The sequence below is a fragment of the Flexivirga sp. G2 genome (genome assembly GCF_055397625.1).
Window position 1 is genome coordinate 2,957,895 of the sequence record NZ_AP039675.1, and the last position, 19,025, is coordinate 2,976,919.

18 protein-coding genes and 1 tRNA gene are annotated in these 19,025 nt (G+C 67.6%); 14 read left to right on the forward strand and 5 right to left on the reverse strand.

The features are described 5' to 3' along the window. The first annotated feature begins 2 nt into the window (after window positions 1–2). From ACZ50J_RS14335 to fabF, 3 genes are all read left to right on the forward strand, one after another. On the forward strand, window positions 3–1,082 hold the full coding sequence (locus ACZ50J_RS14335; RefSeq protein WP_464297828.1) for a beta-ketoacyl-ACP synthase III: 1,080 nt from the start codon (window positions 3–5) through the stop codon (window positions 1,080–1,082). A 92-nt stretch (window positions 1,083–1,174) separates the two neighbouring features. After that, window positions 1,175–1,423 carry an acyl carrier protein gene (locus ACZ50J_RS14340; RefSeq protein ID WP_464297829.1) on the forward strand — a complete coding sequence of 83 codons (249 nt, stop codon included), beginning with the start codon at window positions 1,175–1,177 and terminating at the stop codon, window positions 1,421–1,423. A 142-nt stretch (window positions 1,424–1,565) separates the two neighbouring features. Next, window positions 1,566–2,810: a beta-ketoacyl-ACP synthase II gene (fabF, locus tag ACZ50J_RS14345; protein WP_464297830.1), complete on the forward strand. Its 1,245-nt coding sequence runs from the start codon at window positions 1,566–1,568 to the stop codon at window positions 2,808–2,810. Window positions 2,811–2,880: 70 nt separating this feature from the next. Here the strand turns inward: fabF and ACZ50J_RS14350 are convergent, their stop codons facing one another. Together ACZ50J_RS14350 and ACZ50J_RS14355 are read right to left on the reverse strand one after the other, a co-directional pair. After that, window positions 2,881–3,396, reverse strand: a complete 516-nt coding sequence (locus ACZ50J_RS14350; RefSeq protein WP_464297831.1) for a DUF3145 domain-containing protein — start codon at window positions 3,394–3,396, stop codon at window positions 2,881–2,883. A 162-nt stretch (window positions 3,397–3,558) separates the two neighbouring features. After that, the gene (locus ACZ50J_RS14355) at window positions 3,559–4,833 is read right to left on the reverse strand and encodes an LCP family protein (protein WP_464297832.1); all 1,275 of its coding nucleotides are present in this window, start codon (window positions 4,831–4,833) and stop codon (window positions 3,559–3,561) included. A 242-nt stretch (window positions 4,834–5,075) separates the two neighbouring features. Between ACZ50J_RS14355 and ACZ50J_RS14360 the strand changes: the two genes are divergently transcribed. The 5 genes from ACZ50J_RS14360 to ACZ50J_RS14380 all read left to right on the forward strand — a co-directional run bounded on the left by ACZ50J_RS14360 (window position 5,076) and on the right by ACZ50J_RS14380 (window position 10,558). Beyond that, window positions 5,076–6,245, forward strand: coding sequence for a sugar ABC transporter substrate-binding protein (locus tag ACZ50J_RS14360; protein WP_464297833.1), 1,170 nt, complete (start codon window positions 5,076–5,078; stop codon window positions 6,243–6,245). A gap of 76 nt (window positions 6,246–6,321) precedes the next feature. After that, window positions 6,322–7,104: an ATP-binding cassette domain-containing protein gene (locus ACZ50J_RS14365; protein ID WP_464297834.1), complete on the forward strand. Its 783-nt coding sequence runs from the start codon at window positions 6,322–6,324 to the stop codon at window positions 7,102–7,104. Further along, the gene (locus ACZ50J_RS14370) at window positions 7,101–8,468 is read left to right on the forward strand and encodes a sugar ABC transporter permease (protein ID WP_464297835.1); all 1,368 of its coding nucleotides are present in this window, start codon (window positions 7,101–7,103) and stop codon (window positions 8,466–8,468) included. Before ACZ50J_RS14365 ends, ACZ50J_RS14370 begins: the two co-directional genes overlap by 4 nt. Continuing rightward, entirely contained in the window at window positions 8,469–9,692 is a 1,224-nt protein-coding gene (locus ACZ50J_RS14375; protein WP_464297836.1) for an ROK family protein, read from the forward strand. A gap of 29 nt (window positions 9,693–9,721) precedes the next feature. Further along, window positions 9,722–10,558 (forward strand): hypothetical protein, encoded by an 837-nt coding sequence (locus ACZ50J_RS14380; RefSeq protein WP_464297837.1) that lies wholly within the window; start codon window positions 9,722–9,724, stop codon window positions 10,556–10,558. Window positions 10,559–10,614: 56 nt separating this feature from the next. Here ACZ50J_RS14380 and ACZ50J_RS14385 read toward each other — a convergent pair whose 3' ends face one another. Then, a complete protein-coding gene (locus ACZ50J_RS14385) occupies window positions 10,615–11,139 on the reverse strand; it encodes a YflT domain-containing protein (RefSeq protein ID WP_464297838.1) in 525 nt (174 codons plus the stop codon). 9 nt (window positions 11,140–11,148) lie between these two features. Continuing rightward, on the reverse strand, window positions 11,149–12,360 hold the full coding sequence (locus tag ACZ50J_RS14390; protein ID WP_464297839.1) for a PucR family transcriptional regulator: 1,212 nt from the start codon (window positions 12,358–12,360) through the stop codon (window positions 11,149–11,151). A 69-nt stretch (window positions 12,361–12,429) separates the two neighbouring features. On the opposite strand from ACZ50J_RS14390, the gene ACZ50J_RS14395 reads away from it, so the two are divergent. The 3 genes from ACZ50J_RS14395 to ACZ50J_RS14405 are packed head-to-tail and all read left to right on the forward strand — an operon-like array spanning window position 12,430 to window position 15,791. Then, window positions 12,430–13,539 carry a ferredoxin reductase gene (locus tag ACZ50J_RS14395; protein WP_464297840.1) on the forward strand — a complete coding sequence of 370 codons (1,110 nt, stop codon included), beginning with the start codon at window positions 12,430–12,432 and terminating at the stop codon, window positions 13,537–13,539. 37 nt (window positions 13,540–13,576) lie between these two features. Further along, window positions 13,577–14,776 (forward strand): fatty acid desaturase family protein, encoded by a 1,200-nt coding sequence (locus ACZ50J_RS14400; protein ID WP_464297841.1) that lies wholly within the window; start codon window positions 13,577–13,579, stop codon window positions 14,774–14,776. A 16-nt stretch (window positions 14,777–14,792) separates the two neighbouring features. Continuing rightward, window positions 14,793–15,791 carry a 2-dehydropantoate 2-reductase gene (locus ACZ50J_RS14405; RefSeq protein ID WP_464297842.1) on the forward strand — a complete coding sequence of 333 codons (999 nt, stop codon included), beginning with the start codon at window positions 14,793–14,795 and terminating at the stop codon, window positions 15,789–15,791. 472 nt (window positions 15,792–16,263) lie between these two features. Here ACZ50J_RS14405 and ACZ50J_RS14410 read toward each other — a convergent pair. Next, window positions 16,264–16,337, reverse strand: a tRNA-Ile gene (locus ACZ50J_RS14410). A 175-nt stretch (window positions 16,338–16,512) separates the two neighbouring features. Between ACZ50J_RS14410 and ACZ50J_RS14415 the strand changes: the two genes are divergently transcribed. The 3 genes from ACZ50J_RS14415 to ACZ50J_RS14425 all read left to right on the forward strand — a co-directional run bounded on the left by ACZ50J_RS14415 (window position 16,513) and on the right by ACZ50J_RS14425 (window position 19,012). Then, window positions 16,513–17,295: an amino acid ABC transporter ATP-binding protein gene (locus ACZ50J_RS14415; RefSeq protein WP_464297843.1), complete on the forward strand. Its 783-nt coding sequence runs from the start codon at window positions 16,513–16,515 to the stop codon at window positions 17,293–17,295. Between the two features lie 82 nt (window positions 17,296–17,377). Further along, entirely contained in the window at window positions 17,378–18,223 is an 846-nt protein-coding gene (locus ACZ50J_RS14420) for a glutamate ABC transporter substrate-binding protein (RefSeq protein ID WP_464297844.1), read from the forward strand. A gap of 108 nt (window positions 18,224–18,331) precedes the next feature. Beyond that, window positions 18,332–19,012, forward strand: coding sequence for an amino acid ABC transporter permease (locus tag ACZ50J_RS14425; protein WP_464297845.1), 681 nt, complete (start codon window positions 18,332–18,334; stop codon window positions 19,010–19,012). Window positions 19,013–19,025: the final 13 nt, after the last annotated feature.

Below are 19,025 nucleotides of genomic sequence, written 5' to 3' on the forward strand. Positions count from 1 at the left end.
CCATGACCGTCCAGCCGAAGAAGACCGGCACCATCACCGCCACCGACGGCGGGCGCTACTCGCGCATCCTCGGTGTCGGCGGTTACCGCCCGGAGCGCGTGGTGACCAACGAGGAGGTCTGTACCTGGATCGACTCCTCGGACCAGTGGATCCAGGAGCGGTCCGGCATCAAGACCCGCCGGTTCGCCCGCGAGGACGAGTCGGTCGTCGACATGTCCGAGCAGGCCGCCCTGCCCGCGCTGGAGATGGCCGGCATCACGCCGGATCAGGTCGACGCGATCGTCATGGCGACGATCAGTCACCCCTACCAAACCCCTGCGGCGGCACCGTTGCTCGCGACCCGGCTGGGCACCGGCAACGTGCCGGCGTTCGACATCTCGGCGGCGTGTGCGGGCTACTGCTACGCGATCTCGGTCGCCAGCGACATGGTGCGTGCCGGTAGCGCCGACAACGTCCTGGTCATCGGCGTCGAGAAACTCTCCCAATGGACCTACCGCCACGACCGCGGGACGTCGTTCATCCTCGCCGACGGTGCGGGCGCGGCCGTCGTCGGACCGTCCGACGTGCCTCGCATCGGCCCGACCGTGTGGGGCTCGGAGGGCGACAAGTGGTCGACCATCCAGCAGCGGGTCGGCTGGGACGAGATCCGGCGGATCTGGGAGCACGTCGAAGCGACCGGCGAGGAGCCCGACTACAGCAAGTTCGAGGTCGCGAACATCGCCGAGGCCTCGACCATGCAGATGGCCGGCCAGTCGGTCTTCCGCTGGGCCGTCTGGGGTATGGCGCCCATCGCGCAACAGGCTCTCGACCGTGCCGGCATCACCGCCAACGACCTCGACGCGTTCATCCCGCACCAGGCCAACATGCGGATCATCGACGCGATGATCAAGCAGCTCAAGCTGCCCGAGGACATCCCGGTCGCGCGGGACATCGCCGAGACCGGCAACACCTCCGCCGCGTCGATCCCGCTGGCGACCGAGCGCATGCTGCGCGAGGGCGAGGTGCCCCACGGCGGGCTGGCCCTGGAGATCGGCTTCGGCGCCGGACTCGTCTACGCAGCACAGGTCGTCGAACTGCCATAGTCTCGACTTCGGAGTTCCCGTGACCCGGCGGGCAATCCGGGTCAGCCCGAAGGTGAAAACCCACCATCAGCAACGTAATAAGGAGAACTGACATGGCGCAGAGCGAGCAGGAGATCCTGCAGGGCCTTGCCGACATCGTGAACGAGGAGACCGGTGTCGACGCCGCCGACGTGCAGCTCGACAAGTCCTTCACCGAGGACCTCGACATCGACTCGCTGTCCATGATGACGATCGTCGTCAACGCCGAGGAGAAGTTCGGCGTGCGCATCCCGGACGACGACGTCAAGAACCTCTCCACCGTCGGCGACGCCGTCAAGTACATCGAGAAGGCACAGGCCTGAGCTGAGGTCTCGTCCCTCGTCTCGGCTCGGCCTGACCGAGGACCACCGGCAGCGGCTGCACCCCGGTGCGGCCGCTGCCCGCCATACCCGACCGAAATCCGACTGATTTCGTCACTCCGCCTCGTCAAGGAGCCTGAAGTTCATGAGCGCAGACAAGCGCGTCGTCATCACCGGCCTCGGCGCCACCACGCCGGTCGGTGGCACGGCCCCCACGACCTGGGAAGCCCTGCTCGCCGGTGAGTCCGGTGCCAAACCGTTGCCGCAGGAGTGGTTGGACCGCTACGAGCTACCGGTCCACTTCGCGGCGAGCCTGAAGCAGGACCCGAGCGAGGTGCTGCCCCGCGTCGAGATCCGCCGGGCCGATCCCTTCGCCCAATACGCCATGATCGCCGCGCGCGAGGCGTGGCAGGACGCCGGCGCACCCGAGGTCGAGCCGGAGCGGCTGCTCGCGGCGATCGGCACCGGCATCGGTGGCGTGCACACCCTCCTCGCGCAGTACGACGTCCTCAACGAGAAGGGCCCGCGCCGGGTCTACCCGTTGACGGTGCCGATGCTGATGCCGAACGCCGCCTCCGGCAACATCTCGCTGGAGTTCAAGGCCCGGGCCGGCGCGCACACGGCCGTCTCGGCCTGCGCCTCGGGCGCCGAGTCGATGGGTATGGCGGCCACCATGATTCGCGAGGGTCGAGCCGACGTGGCCATCGCAGGCGGTACCGAAGCCGCGATCCATCCGCTGCCGATCGCCGGATTCGCCGCGTCGCAGGCGCTGTCCAAGCGCAACGACGACCCGCAGGGTGCCTCCCGGCCGTGGGCGGCGGACCGCGACGGCTTCCTGCTCGGCGAGGGTGCCGGCGTCGTCATCCTGGAGTCCTACGAGCACGCCACCGCGCGCGGTGCGAAGATCTACGCCGAGTTCGCCGGTCTCGGTATGTCGGCCGACGCCTACCACATCACCGCGGGTGACCCGGAGGGTGCGGGCCAGGCGCGGGCGATGAACGAAGCGATCGACAACGCCGGCCTGCAGCCGTCCGACATCATCCACGTCAACGCGCACGCCACGTCGACACCGGTCGGCGACAGCGCCGAGATCGTGTCGATGAAGCGGGCGTTCGGCGACGCGATCGACGGTGTCTGCCTCACCGGCACCAAGTCGATGACCGGACACCTGCTGGGCGCCGCCGGCGCGATCGAGGCGGTCATCCTGGCGCAGACCCTCCACCACCGGACGGTCCCTCGCACGATCAACGTCACCGACGTCGACCCGGAGATCGACCTCGATCTGGTCATCGACGAGAACCGCAAGCTGCCGGACGGCGACATCGCCGCCCTGAGCAACGCGTTCGGCTTCGGCGGGCACAACATCGCGATCGCGATGAAGTCCGTCTGACGATCAACGCAGCGAAAACAGCGGCGCCGCAAGCCCGAAAAGGTCTGCGGCGCCGCTGCTTTCGTGCTGACTAGGACACGCGGTGCAACCAGCGCACCGACGCACCGTCCCCGGCATAGCGGAACGGTTCGAGCTCCTGGTCCCACGCCGTGCCGAGCAGTTCGGCCATCTCCGCGCGGAACAGCTCCGGGTCACCCTTGCTCGCGGCGAGCGAGGCCCGCAGCCTGTCCTCACCGACGACCGCGTCCCCCGACGCAGCGGTCCAGGTGTGGTGTATGCCGAGCGACGGCGTGTGCGACCAGCGCGAACCGTCGCAGCCGGGGCTGGGTTCCTCGGTGACCTCGTAGCGCACGTCCACCCAGCCGCGCAGGGTGCTCGCCAGCTTGGCGCCCGTGCCGGGCTCGCCCATCCAGGACAGCTCGGTACGCACGGTGCCGGATTCGACGGGTTGCTTGATCCACTCGATGGGCGCGGCCGCACCGAGGACGCTCTCGAGCGCCCAACCGATGTGTGGGCACAGCGCGGCTGGGGTGGAATGAACGAACACCACCCCACGGGTCACGGCACGCGCGTTCGCGGCAGACATCCGGGCCTCCTGACAATGTGCGAGGGACGTCTTCCCCAACGACCTCGCGTGCGTGCCGGTCCGGCCTGTGCGCCGTACGTGCCATGTGTGGTTGTGAGCCACATTGTGCCTCATTCGTCACAGCAGCACCAGTCATACCCCTCGGTCGTGCTCCGAGGAGCGTCAGTTCGCCGAGTTCGGCACCGACGGGCTCGCGTCATACGCCTGGGTCGGCGTCATGGCTCGTCCGCCCACCGTCACGGTGTCGGCGGTGCTGACCTGTGCACAGCCGGTGGCGGCGGCGACCGTCGTCGCGTGCTCGTCGCCGTTCGCGGTCGCTTCCGGAGTCGTCGCAGCCGAACCGGCGGCGCTGGTCGGGCCCGCCGTGGCCGACGGTGCCTGTGTCGCGCCGCCGTGCGAGCCCGTTGCTCCGGTCAGGCTCGTGTCGTCGGCGATCTTGGCGAACAGCGCCTTCGCGTTCGCGGCCGGTATGACGGTGTTCAGGTTCGCCGGATCCGCGACCGTCGGCATCGTCACGAAACTTGTCCGGGAACCCGGCACCTTGCCCAGCTGGTAGGCCAGCGACGTCAACGAACTGACGCTGCCGAGCCCAGTGTCGACGGTGACCGCCGAGGTGGCGGCGTCGGCGAGCTTGACCACCTTCACCGGATTCGCGAGGGTCGACGCACTCTTCATCTCGCGCAGCATGGACGACAGGAAGATGTGTTGGGCGACGGTCCGCCCGATGTCGCCCCCGTCGCCGAAGCCGTGTCGCGTCCGGAGGAATTCCAGGGCGGCTTTGCCCTGCAGCGTGTGTCTTCCCTTCGCCAGCTTCAGGTGCGAATACGGGTCGTACACATCGTTGTTCACGCAGACCGGCACGCCGCCGACGGCATCGGACATCGTGACCACGCCCGCGAAATCGATCACCAGGAAGTGGTCGATCGGCACGCCCGTCAACCGGTGCACCGCAGCACTGGTGCAGTCCGCGCCATACTGCAGGGTGCTGTTGATCCGGTCGGTGTGCGGCGTCTCCGTCGCGCCGGTCGCTGCGTCCCGGCAGGACGGGACGTCCACCATCGTGTCGCGCGGGATGCTCATCACCGTGGCGTTGCTGCGATCCGCGGAGATGTGCACGACCATCAGGACATCGCCGTTCGCGGTGGCGGAGGTGGCCTTGGTGGACGTGGCCGACGCTGTCGAGCATCCGCCACCGATGGCGCAGTCGGCGCTGCTGGCCCGGGTGTCCGAGCCGATCACCAGCAGATTGATCGGCGTGCGTCCCGAGGAGTCCGCCTTCTCGTGACCACCGGACGTCAGTGCCGCCGTCCGCAGGTTGCCGTTCAGGTGCAGGTAGAAGGCGATCCCGCTGCCCACGATCACCAACAGCAGCGCCAGGACCCCAGCGCCGATCCGACGACGCAACACCCTGCGCCCTGTCCCGTCCACCACGTTCACGACGGCGACGCTACGGAGCGAATCCGCGCGTTCGCGGTGGGTCGACTGTGTGTATGCCGAGCCTCGTCTGCACCGCGTCAGGTCACAGCTGGATCACGATCGGATTCGGACCACTCGGATTCCGCAATTTGTGGTCCGGATCACGTTCGCATCGGATATGTTGCCGCTCACAACATATTCAGTCTCTCCAGCGGCTCGAGTCCGATCAATCGGCTCAGCGTTGATCGGAAAGGTGGAACACCATGCGCAAAGGTGCGCTCAGCACGGTGTGTGCAGTGGCGGGCATCGTGGCTCTGGCCGGCTGCGGAAGCAGCAGCAGCGGCGGCGGCTCCAGCGCCACTGCCGGCGGTGGCGGTGGATCGTCGTCGGCCGCAGCGACGGGCGGAAGCAGTGGCGGCAGCTCGAGCGCCGCGTCCGGGGCCAAGGTCGACGGCAAGGGCGCCAAGGTCGGCATCATCCTGCCGGACCGTCAGTCCTCGAACCGCTGGATCTCCTCGGACCCCGAGGCATTGAAGGCGCGTTGCGCGACCGACAACCTCAAGTGCGACATCCAGAACGCCAACGGTCAGGCGCAGCAGATGACCACCATCGCCACCAAGATGATGAACGACGGCGTCAAGGTCCTCGCGCTGGTCAACCTCGACTCGGCATCGGCCGCCCAGATCGAGAAGACCGCCAAGTCCAAGGGCATCTACACCATCGACTACGACCGCCTGACCCTCGGCGGCTCCGCGAGCCTCTACGTGTCCTACGACAACGTGAAGGTCGGAGAGCTGCAGGGCAAGACCCTCGAGCAGTGCTCGCAGGTCAAGGGCAAGTCCGGTGTCCAGTACGTCGACCTCAACGGCGCACCGACCGACAACAACGCGACCCTGTTCAAGCAGGGTTACGACTCGGTCCTGAAGAAGTCGAGCTGGAAGAAGGTCGGTGACCAGTCGGTCGCCGACTGGGACAACCAGAAGGCCGGCATCATCTTCACCTCGATGCTGCAGAAGAACCCGAAGATGAACGCCGTGATGGTCGCCAACGACGGTATGGCGGGCTCGGTCGTCACCGCGCTGAAGAAGCAGGGACTGGCCGGCAAGGTCGCGGTCTCCGGTCAGGACGCGACGGTCGAGGGCCTGCAGCGGATCATGGACGGCACCCAGTGCTTCACGATCTACAAGCCGTCCAAGGACGAGGCCTACCCGGTGGTCGACGCCGCGGCCAACCTCGCCAACGGCACGCCGCCGAAGACCACGCAGACGATCAAGGACACCCAGACCGGCCGCATGGTGCCGGCCATCCTGGCGCCGCCGATCGCGATCACCAAGGCGAACGTCGCGCAGCCGATCAACGACGGCTACACGCCCAAGTCGACGACCTGCAAGGGCGCCTACGCGGCCAAGTGCACGGCCGCCGGCGTCAAGTAACCACTTCGATCCACCCGCACGCTGGGGACCGGACGGATTCGTCCGCCCGGTCCCCCGTTGCTGTGCAAGGAGATTCATGTCAGACCAGCCGATCCTGCAGTTGCGCGGGGTCAACAAGAGCTTCGGTGCCGTGCACGTGCTGCACGACGTCGACTTCGCGGCATACACCGGCCAGGTGACCGCGCTCGTCGGCGACAACGGCGCCGGCAAGTCCACCCTCGTCAAGTGCATCGGTGGCACCTACTCGATCGACTCGGGCACCTATGAGTTCGACGGCGTGCCGCAGCACCTGTCGGGGCCGCGCGACGCCGCCGCCCTGGGCGTCGAGATCGTCTACCAGGACCTCGCCCTGTGCGAGAACCTGGACGTCGTCCAGAACATGTTCCTGGGCCGCGAGCGGATGCGCGGGATCGTCCTCGACGAGGAGTCGATGGAGATCGCCGCCGGCGAGACGCTGACCTCGTTGTCGGTGCGCACCCTGAAGTCGGTGCGCCAGCGGGTCTCCAGTCTGTCCGGTGGCCAGCGCCAGACGGTCGCCATCGCCAAGGCAGCCCTCTGGAAGTCCAAGGTCGTCATCCTCGACGAGCCCACCGCCGCGCTGGGTGTCGCCCAGACCGAGCAGGTCCTCAACCTGGTCCGCCGCCTCGCCGACCAGGGTGTCGCCGTCATCCTCATCTCACACAACATGCTCGACGTGCTGCAGGTGGCGGACAAGATCTCGGCGCTCTACCTGGGTCAACTGGCGGCCACGGTCGACCGGAAGGACGTCAACCAGACCCAGATCGTCGAGCTCATCACGACCGGCCGCAGCGGCGACCTCGGCATCCAACCGACCGCCACGACGGGAGCCCGCGCATGAGCCCGCACCTGAGCAAGACAGCCACCGCCGCCGATGTCGACGCCGCCGTGGAGGACAACGCCGCGGCGGCCATCACGATGCCCAGCGGCAACCACGTCGGTGCCTATCTGCGCACCTACTGGCAACGCATCCGCGGCGGCGACATGGGTTCCCTCCCTGCTGTCGCCGCGCTGATCGTGCTCTTCCTCGTCTTCTCGGTGATCGAGGACGGCTTCCTGTCCAAGAACAACTTCGCCAGCCTGATCACGCAGGCCGCCCCCGGCATCCTGCTGGCCATGGGTCTGGTCTTCGTGCTGCTGCTCGGCGAGATCGACCTGTCGGCCGGCACCACCTCCGGTGTCGCCGGCGCCGTCGTCGCCGTACTCCTCATCCACAACTGGCTGTGGCCGTTCGCGGTGCTGGTCGCACTGGTCGTCGGCGCCGTCATCGGTCTGCTGATCGGCTGGATGCGTACCTTCCTACGGGTTCCGTCGTTCGTCTCGACGCTGGCGCTCTTCCTGGGCCTGCAGGGCGTCGTACAGATCGTCGTCAACAGCGCCAACACGCAGGGCAACCTGGCGCTGCAGAGTGATGCGCTGGTTGCCCTGGAGAACAGCAACATGCCGCAGTGGGCAGGCTGGGTGATGGCGATCCTGGTCATCGTCGGGTATGCCGCCCAGCGGCTGCTCGCCGTCGCCGCGCGTCGCCGCAGGGGCCTGCCGACCGAGCCGGTCCTGGTGACGGCGGCCAAGGTGGGCGGCATCGCCGTACTGGCCATCGTCTTCACCGTGGTGCTGAACCTGAACCGCTCCCCCAATGCGGCGGGCGGCTACAAGATCGTCCAGAAGGACGGTGTGTTGACGAGGGTCAAGGTTCCCGGCGAGTACCTCGGCGGTGTGCCGTGGGTCGTGCCGGTGATCCTGGTGCTGGTCGTCGTCCTCGGCTTCGTGCTCAACCGCACCCGCTACGGGCGGCACGTCTACGCGGTCGGCGGCAGCGACGAAGCAGCCCGCCGGGCCGGCATCCGGGTCAACTCGGTCCGCATCTCGGTGTTCGTGATCTGCTCGGTGATGGCCGGCGTCTCCGGTGTCGTTCTCGCTTCCCAGACCGCCGTCAACGCCGCACAGGGTGGCGGCAACACGCTGCTCCTCGCGGTCGGTGCCGCCGTCGTCGGTGGCACCAGCCTGTTCGGCGGCAAGGGCAAGATCACCGATGCCGTCGTCGGTGGCGCCGTGGTCGCAGTGATCACCAACGGTATGGCGGACCTGCTGCAGGGCAAGAACAACTCGGCCTGGCAGTGGATCGTCACCGGCCTGGTGCTGCTGCTCGCTGCGACCGTCGATGCCGTGTCCCGTCGCCGGGCCGGCGCAGCTGGGTTGGGCTAGATGCCACCGGGCGCTCGGTCCGCCGCGCGCCCCGAGCAGATCCGCCGGCACAACCTGTCGGTCGTCCTACGCCACGTGCACCTCCATGGGGCGGTGTCCCGACCGGAGCTGGCTCGGAGCACCGGCCTGAACCGCAGCACGATCGGCGCGCTCGTGGGTGATCTCGTCGAGCTCGGCATGGTCACTCAATCCACGCCGAGGCGCAGCCGCGACGGAGCCGGGCGGCCGCCATACCTGGTGGTTCCCCGGCTCGGCGCGGTGCACGTGCTCGCGGTCGACATCGACGTCGCACGGGTCCAGGTCGCCGCCGTCGGCCTGTCCGGCGCGGTGCTGCAACAGGTCGAATGGCGACTGGTGGGCCGTGAACGATCGGCCGTCAACGTCGCCGACCGGGTCGCGGCCGCGGCCCACCAGCTGACCACTGCGGTCGGCAGCACCCGTGTCGGCATCGGGGTGAGCCTGCCGGCGATGATCGACAACCCGCGGGGCATCGCGGTCTATGCGCCCAACCTGCAGTGGAACAACGAGCCGATCGGCGATCTGCTCCGGGACCGGCTGAGCGAACACGTGGTGGTCAGCAACGACGCGGACCTGGCCGCGCTCGCTGAGCACCGCCGGGGCGTCGCGGTCGGCTGCGCGGACCTGGTCTACGTACTGGGACGGGTCGGCGTCGGTGGCGGCATCATCATCGGCGGCGACCTGCTGCGCGGCAGCCGCGGGTATGCCGGGGAGATCGGCCACATGTCGGTGCAGGCCAACGGACCGGTCTGTCACTGCGGGAACCGCGGTTGCCTCGAGGAGTATGTCGGGGAGGCCGCGATCCTGCGCGCCGCCGGAGCCGCCGGCATACCCTCCCCCGAGCTGGACACGCTCTTCGACCGGGCCGGCGCAGGCGACGCGGTGGCCGCCGAGGTGGTCGCGTCCATCGGCCAGTGGCTCGGCCGAGGCCTCTCCAACATCTCGCACGTCCTCAATCCGCAGGCGATCGTGGCGGGCGGCCATCTCGCCGACGTGATGCGGCTCGCCGAACCATCGGTCCGGATCGGCCTGCAGCGCGGCATGGTGACCATCGGCCGAGCGCCGATCACGTTGCTGCAAGGGCGGATTCGCCAGGCATCCCTGGTGGGTGCCGCCGAGCTCGCCTACGAGCGGCTGCTCGCCGCACCGGACCTCATGCCGTCACTCGTCCACAACGCTCCTGCCGATTCGGCGCCGGGCGGTTAGTCTGGTAGCACGGCCGTGGGACGGGGACGATGATGGCTTGGATCCTGCACCTCTTCGCAGTGGGTGCGTTCATCACGATGTTGACCAGCGCCTTCCGGCGCGGCACCGAGGCGCGGTTGCGCACGATCGCGTCCTCCCTGGTGATGGTCGCTCTTGCGTTCACCCCGGCCGGTTGGGTCGTTCACGTCGGCATGGCGATCCTGCTGCTCTCCAGCGTGGAGTTCCTCTTCCGGCCCTATTACAAGGTGCGCAACGACGTGCACACGGCGTTCGGGTGCCTGGCCGCGGTGACCTTCGCAGGGCTGGTCGCCGGTCATTTCCCGTGGGTGATCTTCCCGCTCGCCTGTTTCGTCGGACTCTGGGCGCTCACCGGCGGGCCGGAGCGCAACCGCCGCCGGCATGCACGACACGTGCAACGGAAGGCCTTCCACGAGGCCGCCGCCAGGGAGTCGACGATGCGGTCGTCGAAGTTCGAACTGGACCGGTTGTTCAACGACCCGCGACTGCCGCAGCCCGCTCGAGCGAACCTGCACGAGTTGCTGCGTCGGTCCGACGCGCTGTATGCCGAGCTGCGATCGCATCGCGCCAGTGACCGGTTGCTGTTCGAGGTCGAGCAGATCCACGAGGACTTCGCACCGACGGCTGTCCGGGGCTACCTGGCACTGCCGCCGTCGGTCGCCGACACCGAACCCTTGCAGGACGGCAAGACCGGCGCCGTGCTGTTCGACGAGCAGGTCACCATCATGCACGGCGCGCTGGACGACATCGCCGCCGAAGCACGCACCCATGGAGCCGAAGGACTGCTGTCCAGTTACCGGTTCCTGCAGGACAAGTTCGGCCAGACCGACGAGAGCCTCAAGCTGTAGACCGACCCGGTCGTTGCAAGGGCCGGTCCGCCGAACTCTCCCGCCGGGGCGCCGGTTCAGGTCAGCGTCGGACCGGCACCGGGCATGTTGTCGAGCAGTTCGTGCGCCTTCATCGCGAACTTGTGCTCCACCAGCACCTCGTACTTCGTGGCGATCACCTGGGTGACCGACTGGAAGTCACGCTTGCCGCCGGTGAGGCTGTAGCCGATCGCGGCCCACACGGCGCCGAAGACGGCACCGAAGATGACGGTCGAGATGACGACCCCGAGCACGTTCACGCCGGATTCGAACATCGACAGGATCAGACCGATGAAGGCACCGAACCACGCTCCGGACAAGGCTCCACCGGCGAGCACCCGGCCCCAGGTCAAGCGGCCGACGACACGCTCGATCTGTTTCAGCTCGGTGCCGACGATCATGCAGTTCTCGACCGGGAACTCCTTGTCGGACAGGTAGTCCACCGCGCGCTGCGCGTCGGCGTAATCGGTGAATACGCCGAGGGACATGGGGTATTCGAGGGTCAGGCCGCGTTGGAAAGCAGCACCTTGGCGACCGAAGCCGCCGCTCATCGGACTGGACATGCATCCAGCCTATCGACGTGCCGTTGCGCGCGCAGTGCGCACCGACAACCCGATCACCAGGTCACGGACCACGTCGGGATCGGCCAGCCGGTCGCCATACGCCTCGCGAATCTGCGCCATCCGATAGCGGACCGTCTGCGGGTGCACATGCAACTCCGCGGCAACCGCGTCGCGGCGGCCCTGATGAAGCAGCCAGGCGCGCAGCGTCTCGGCCAGCCGCTCCGCCGTCGCAGGCGACAACTCGGCGAGCGGTGCGAGGGCGGCCGCGCGCAGGTCGGCGTGCGCCGCGGGGTCGGCGCCGATGACCAGTCGGGCGAGGTGATCATCGGTGTCCACGGGCTCGCGGCCGGCGAAGCCGAGGTCGAAGGCGCGCAGCGCCCGGCGGTATGACGCCCCGGCCTCCAGCCAGGGCCGCACCGGACCGACATACGCAGGCCGACCCGCGAGCACACGGAGCAGGTGCACCCGGCCCGGGCCGTCGGCGTCCGGCACGAGCAGCACCGCGACCGGTGGCTCACGGTCGGACTCGTCCTCCGCACGCAGGCAGTTCGAGCCGAGCTGCGCGGTGACGGCGCTGACCCGTTCGGCAGGCAACACCACCGCAGTGAGGGTCACGGGCGGATCCCACTCGGCACGCTCGGCGAGCTTCAGCACGGTGTCCTCGTCGTGACCCCTCAGCAGTGCACCCGCTACTCGCTCACGACGTCGCTCACGGACGCGGCCCTCGACCGCGAGCTCCTCCGCGTGGCCGGCGACGCTCGCCGCCGAGAGGCTGTCGATATAGGCGAAGACGAGCTCGGCGAATCGCGCGAGCGTGATCGCGTCCAGTCCCGCGGCGACGGCTGCCGCGGACCAGTCCTGCCAGGCGACTCGCGCACCGACCCGGTAGGCCGCGAGCAGCGCGTCCATCGAACGCCCGCTGCGCGCCTCACCCCGGCCGAGCGCGTAGGCACCGTGCACCGAGGTCTGCAGCGGTGTGCTCGGATCGCCACCCGGCCCGGCCGCTGCCAATCGCAGGAATCCGGCGAGCGCCAACTGCACCGCCTGCTCGATCGTCTCCCGCATCTGGTCGGCGAGCGCTCCGGCATAGCTCGGGACGCCGTCGACCACCGCGCCGACGACGCGCTCACTCACCGTCGGCAGCAGATCGGTGAGCGTCGTGATGACCGATTGCGGGATCTCGAGACTGGCCGCGTTGGGCATCGATTGTTCGCTGCGCACAATTCCAGTATGCCGCGTCACCTGCGCAGGGCAAGAATTTGAGCTTCATCGTGGACCAACCTGATATCCATGACAGCTGCACCACCCGTTCGCACACCCGCCGACCGGCCCCGACCGGACCGCGGCGGCTGGCGCACGCACGCGTTCCGTCTGGTGAAGGCGGCCACCACGCCGCTGCTGCCGGAGGACTACGTCGATCTCTTCGACCCACTGCGCTCGGCGACCCTGCTGCGCGGCCGGGTCGAATCGATCACCCACGAGACCGCCGACGCCGTGACCGTGGTCATCCGGCCGGGCCGCGGCTGGCGCGGCCACCGTCCGGGCCAGTACACCCGGATCGGTGTCGACGTCGACGGCGTCCGGCTGTGGCGGGCGTACTCGATCACGTCCGGCCCGCGGCAGGACGGCTGCATCGCGATCACCGTGAAGGCGATCAGCGGCGGCGCGGTCAGCACACAGCTCGTCGGCTCGCTGCACGTCGGGCAGGTGCTGCAGATGGAGCAGGCCGACGGTGAGTTCGTGCTGCCCGAGGTGCTCCCCGCGAAGATCCTGCTGCTGACCGGCGGCAGCGGCATCACCCCGGTGATGGGCATGCTGCGCCATACGCTGGACCGCCTGGACGACGTCGTGCTGTTGCACTCGGCGCCGCGCCCGGAGGACGTCATCTTCGCCGCCGAGTTGCGCGCCCTGGCCGGCGATGGCCGAATCTCCTTGCAGGAGAGGCACACCGACGTGGACGGCATGCTGGACACTGCCGCGCTGGACGACCTGGTGCCCGACTGGCGCGACCGTGAAACGTTCGCCTGTGGGCCGGCTGGGATGCTCGAAGCCCTCGAAACCCATTGGGAGGCAGCCGGGCTCACGGACAGGCTGCATACCGAGCAGTTCCGACCGACCCTCGCCGAGCCCGGCGACGGCGGCACGGTCCACCTCACCGGACTCGACCGGGACGTCGAGTGCGACGGCGCACAGCCGATCCTCGACGCCGCCGAGGAGGCCGGAGTGCTCATGCCGTCCGGCTGCCGGATGGGGATCTGCTTCGGCTGCGTCCTGCCGCTGCGCGAAGGCTCGGTCCGCGACCTGCGCACCGGCGAGACGACCACCGCCTCCCCCGGCGACGGTGTCCTCGTCCAGACCTGCATCTCCGCAGCGGCCGGCCGCTGCGACATCGACCTCTGACCACTCCCTCCACACTCCCTCCTGACGAAGGAATCTCATGACTGCCCTGCAGAAGAAGGAACACAACCCCGTCGCGCACCTCAGCCGCGAGGACATCGAGTCCCTCGGCCGTGAATTGGACGCCGTGCGCGCCGGCGTCATCGAGACGCGTGGTGCGAAGGACGCGGCATACATCCGCAAGGTCATCAAGACCCAGCGCAGCCTCGAGATGGGATCGCGCGCACTGCTGCTCGCGTCACGTTGGAAGCCGGCGTTCGTGGTCGGCACGATCGGCCTGACGGTCTCGAAGGTGTTGGAGAACATGGAGATCGGGCACAACGTCATGCACGGCCAGTGGGACTGGATGCGCGACCCGAAGATCCACTCCACCACCTGGGAGTGGGACAACGCGTCGCCGGCCGACCTGTGGAAGCACAGCCACAACGAGCTGCACCACACCTACACGAACGTGCTGGGTCGCGACAACGACCTGGGCTACGGGATCATGCGCGTCGACGAGGACCAACCCTGGACGCCGTTCTACCTCGGCCAGCCGGTCTGGAACTTCGTCAACGCCTGCTTCTTCGAGTACGGCATCGCGGCATACGACCTGGAGCTCGGCAAGTACTTCATCGGCCGCAAGGACAAGGACGTCTTCAAACGCGACGCGAAGAAGGTCGTGAACAAGATCCGCGCTCAGGTCACCAAGGACTACGTGGTGCACCCGGCACTCGCACTGCTGACCGGTTCGGCACGCCGCACGTTGATCGCCAACTACACGGCCAACCTCGCCCGCAACCTGTGGACCCACTCCGTCATCATGTGCGGCCACTTCCCCGAGGGCGTCGAGACGTTCACCAAGACGTCCATCGACGGTGAGACGCGCGGTGACTGGTACCTGCGCCAGATGATCGGCTCGGCCAACATCCACGGTTCGACGGCGATGCACATCGCGACGGGCAACCTGTCGTTCCAGATCGAGCATCACCTCTTCCCCGACCTGCCGAGCAACCGGTATGCCGAGATCGCACCGCAGGTGCGCGACATCTGCGAGCGCTACGGCCTGCAGTACCTCTCCGGATCGCTGCCGCGACAGGTGGGATCGGCGTGGATGAAGGTGATTCGGTTGTCGCTTCCCAATCACCTCGCGGCACGCCTGAAGCGCCGCAGCCGTCGTGCGCCGATCGAGCCGACTGCGTTGCCGTCCCGTCGACAGACTGCGACGGGCGCCGGTGACGAGTCGACGGCAGCTGCCTGACCTCTACGGTGTCGATATGACGATCTGTGTTTTCGGCGCCGGGAGCATCGGTTGCTATGTGGGCGGCCGTCTTGCGGCGGCGACCGCGGCCGAGGTGACCTTCGTCGGTCGCGGATCGATGCAGGAAACGGTCGCCGACGGCATGCGGCTGGTCGCATTGGACGGCGAATCACTCACGGTGACACCGGATTTCACGACTGACGCAGACGCCGTGCGGAATGCCGACCTGGTGATGGTGACGGTGAAGTCCGGCGCCAACAGTGCTGTGGCCGAGCAGTTGCGCCCACTGCTCGCCGAGGATGCGGTTGTGCTCAACCTGCAGAACGGGCTGCACGGGGGTGCGGATCTGCGCGCCGGGTTGCCCGGTCATCGGGTGATCACCGGCATGGTCGGTTTCAACGTGGTGCGCGACGGGGCGAGCTTCCAGCAGACGACGGCCGGCGGGATCATGGCCGCCGCCGACCCGGTCTGGAACCGGTATGCCGAAGCGTTCGCCGGGGCGGGCGTGCCCGTCGAGCAGCGCTCCGACATGGACGCCGTGTTGCGCGCGAAACTCCTTCTGAACCTGAACAATTCGATCAATGCGTTGTCCGGCCTGCCGTTGCGGGCCGAGCTCGGCATCCGCGATTTCCGGCGCTGCCTGTCGCTGGCGCAACTGGAGGCGTTGCGGGTGATGAAGCGCTCCGGTCCGGCGCCGGCGAAACTGACCGGCCTCTCCCCCGCGCTGATGGCACGTGCGTTGCAGGTGCCCGATCCGTTGTTCCGGCGCCTCGGTGCCAAGGTGCTGGCGATCGGTCCGACCGCCCGGTCGTCGATGGCGGACGATCTCGCCGCTGGCCGGCCGACCGAGGTCGACTGGATCAACGGTGCCGTGGTCGATCTCGCCGCCGCGACCGGCACTGAGGCACCGGTGAACGCCCGCCTGGTCTCGCTCGTGCACGACGCGGAGCGCGCCATACATCCGGTGTGGGGTGGGCGCGAACTGCTCACCGAGTTGCGATCCGTGGTGGGTTGACCGGGCGACGGGACCGGTCATCCCGTCAGACGGGCACTCCCTCACCAACCGTCCACTGCCGAGCGCACGTCGCAAGCCCACCTCGAGTGCATCGCCGCGTCGGAATCAGTCTGTGCCACGACCGACCCGCGGAAGCTGTACCTGCCGCTCGTGCCCACCCCCGCCTCCCGCGAGAATTTCGTGGTCGCCGACGCGTCCAACTGGTCCCGGATCCACTGGTGGCACGCTGACCTCGCGTCGTGCCGACGCACCTGCTCACTCGTCCTCGCAGACCGGTCAACCGCCCACTGCGTCACGCCGAGAGCAAGGAACACCACGACAATGGCAAGCACCGTGCAGCGGACGCACTTCTTGCTCGGGCCATCCCCCTGGATCCCCATCACCGGATCGTAAGGCCGTTCGTGACGCCGCACGCTGGAACGCGTGGATCCGGCCGGCCGACAGGACGTGCCGTAGACCTGCAGGAAATAGGTGGGGCGACTGGGGCTTGAACCCAGGACCGACGGATTATGAGTCCGCTGCTCTAACCGGCTGAGCTATCGCCCCCTTGGTGCAGCGACATTCTGGCATCAACACGGCGAGCTCGTGCGTCCAGGTCGTGCTCACAGGTCGTGCTCGGCTCCGCCCGGCGTGGCCGGTTTCGCAACGGGCCGGCAACGAAATCGCGCCCTACTCCACAAAGTTTAAAAAATCCTGAGATCGCCTTGTAGGGTTCTTACCCATGACGGAGCAGGCGCCCACGGCGGGTGAAACGAACGTCGCGTCGGGCGAACCCCTCGTCCGCATGGCGGGCGTCAACAAGCATTTCGGTGACCTTCACGTGTTGCGCGACATCGATCTCGAGGTCGCAAAGGGCGAGGTCGTCGTCGTGCTCGGTCCGTCCGGATCGGGCAAATCGACGCTGTGCCGGACGATCAACCGGCTGGAGACCTACGAGACCGGCAGCATCACCATCGACGGCGCCGCACTCCCCGAGGAAGGCGCCGAACTGGCCCGACTGCGCGCCGACGTCGGCATGGTCTTCCAGTCCTTCAACCTCTTCGCACACAAGACGATCCTGCAGAACGTCACGCTCGGCCCGATCAAGGTGCGCAAGATGAGCAAGGCCGATGCAGAGGCACGCGCCATGGACCTGCTCAAGCGGGTCGGCGTGGAGGCGCAGGCGGAGAAGTACCCCGCTCAATTGTCCGGTGGGCAGCAGCAGCGGGTGGCCATCGCGAGGTCGTTGGCCATGCAGCCGAAGGTGATGCTGTTCGACGAGCCGACCTCCGCGCTCGACCCCGAGATGATCAACGAGGTCCTCGACGTCATGGCCGGCCTGGCCAAGGACGGTATGACGATGATCGTCGTGACCCACGAGATGGGCTTCGCCCGCCGCGCGGCCGACCGGGTCGTCTTCATGGCCGACGGTCAGATCCTCGAGCAGCAGGCGCCCGAGGAGTTTTTCGCCAACCCCAAGTCGACACGCGCCAAGGACTTCCTGTCGAAGATCCTCACCCACTGAGTCACTCGTTCGCCGACTGCTGTGTCGGCCAATCTCCTTGTCACCCCACACAACTCGTCAGTCAAACCGGAGGAGAAATCTCATGAAGTTCCGCGCGATGTATGCCGCGACGGCAGCCGTTGCTCTCGGCCTGGGCCTCACCGCCTGCGGCGGAAGCTCGGGTGGCTCCGGCGCCAGCGACGCCGTCTGCAAGCTGCCTGACTCCGGCCCGTCCGTGAAGATCGGCATCAAGTTCGACCAGCCCGGCCTCGGCCTCAAGGACGGCGACAAGTACACCGGGTTCGACGTCGACATCGCCCGTTGCGTTGCCGCCGAGATGGGCTACAGCAAGATCACCTTCGTCGAGTCGCCGTCCCCGCAGCGCGAGAAGATGCTCGCGGCCGGCACCGTCAAGATGATCGCCGCCACCTACTCGATCACCGACGAGCGGCTGAAGGAGGTCGGCTTCGCCGGCCCGTACTTCGTCGCCGGACAGTCGCTGCTGGTCGGCAAGGACTCCAAGATCTCCGACGTGAAGGGCCTGTCCGGCAAGAAGGTCTGCTCGGTCACCGGCTCGACCTCGGTCGACAACCTGAAGAAGGAGCAGCCGAAGCTGGTGCCGCAGAAGTACGACACCTACTCCGCGTGTGCGGAGGCGCTCGCGTCCGGCTCGATCGACGCGATGACGACCGATGACGCGATCCTGGCGGGCTACTCGAACCAGGCGGCATACAAGGACAAGTTCAAGCTCGTCGGTGGCACCTTCAGCGAGGAGAACTACGGCATCGGCCTGAAGAAGGGCTCCGCCGACTGCAACAAGGTCGCCGCCGCCATCAAGAAGACGCTCGACAACGGCAACTGGAAGAAGGCGCTGGAGAACAACCTCGGCTCCGACTACAAGTACAACCAGAAGCTCAACCCGCCGAAGTCACCGACCTGCCAGGCGTGAGTTCTCGCCAGTAGCAACACCTTTCGACCCGCCCGGCGGTGACCAACCGTCACGTGGCCTCCTCCGGGCGGGCCGACCACTACCCCGATACAGATAGGAAGGGCACCGGTGGCTTCGCTCTTCTCCGACTATCAGATCTGGACCGCGCTCTGGACGACCGTGAAACTCGCGGTGCTCAGCGCGATCGGGAGTCTGATCCTCGGAACGATCATCGCGACGCTGCGGTTGTCGCCGGTCGGCATCCTGCGGTTCGTCGGCACGTCATACGTCAATATCTTCCGGAACACCCCGTTGACGTTGATCATCCTGTCGTGCAGCTTCGTGCTCTACATCCAGCTCGGCATCGCGCTGGCCGACTCGGGCGACCCGAAGTTCGCAGATACCAACGCTTTTCGACTCGCGGTCGTCGGTATGACGGTCTACCACGCGACCTATGTGTGTGAGGCGCTGCGCTCGGGCGTCAACACGATCCCGCTCGGCCAGGCCGAGGCGGCTCGGTCGATCGGTCTCACCTTCGGCCACACCATGCGCGAGGTGATCCTGCCGCAGGCGTTCCGCGGTGCGGTGGTCCCGTTGGGCAACACGCTGATCGCGCTCACCAAGAACACGACCGTGGCCGTGACCATCGGCGTCTACGAACTGTCCGGTGTGCTCAAAACGGTCACCGAGAGGGATCCGGGAATGCTGAATCTGTCGTTCATGGTCGTGGGCGTCTTCTTCATCCTGCTGACCCTGCCGGTGGGTGTCGGCCTGGGTTGGCTCGGCAAGCGTGTGGCGGTGAAGCGATGAGAGCGAGCGCAGC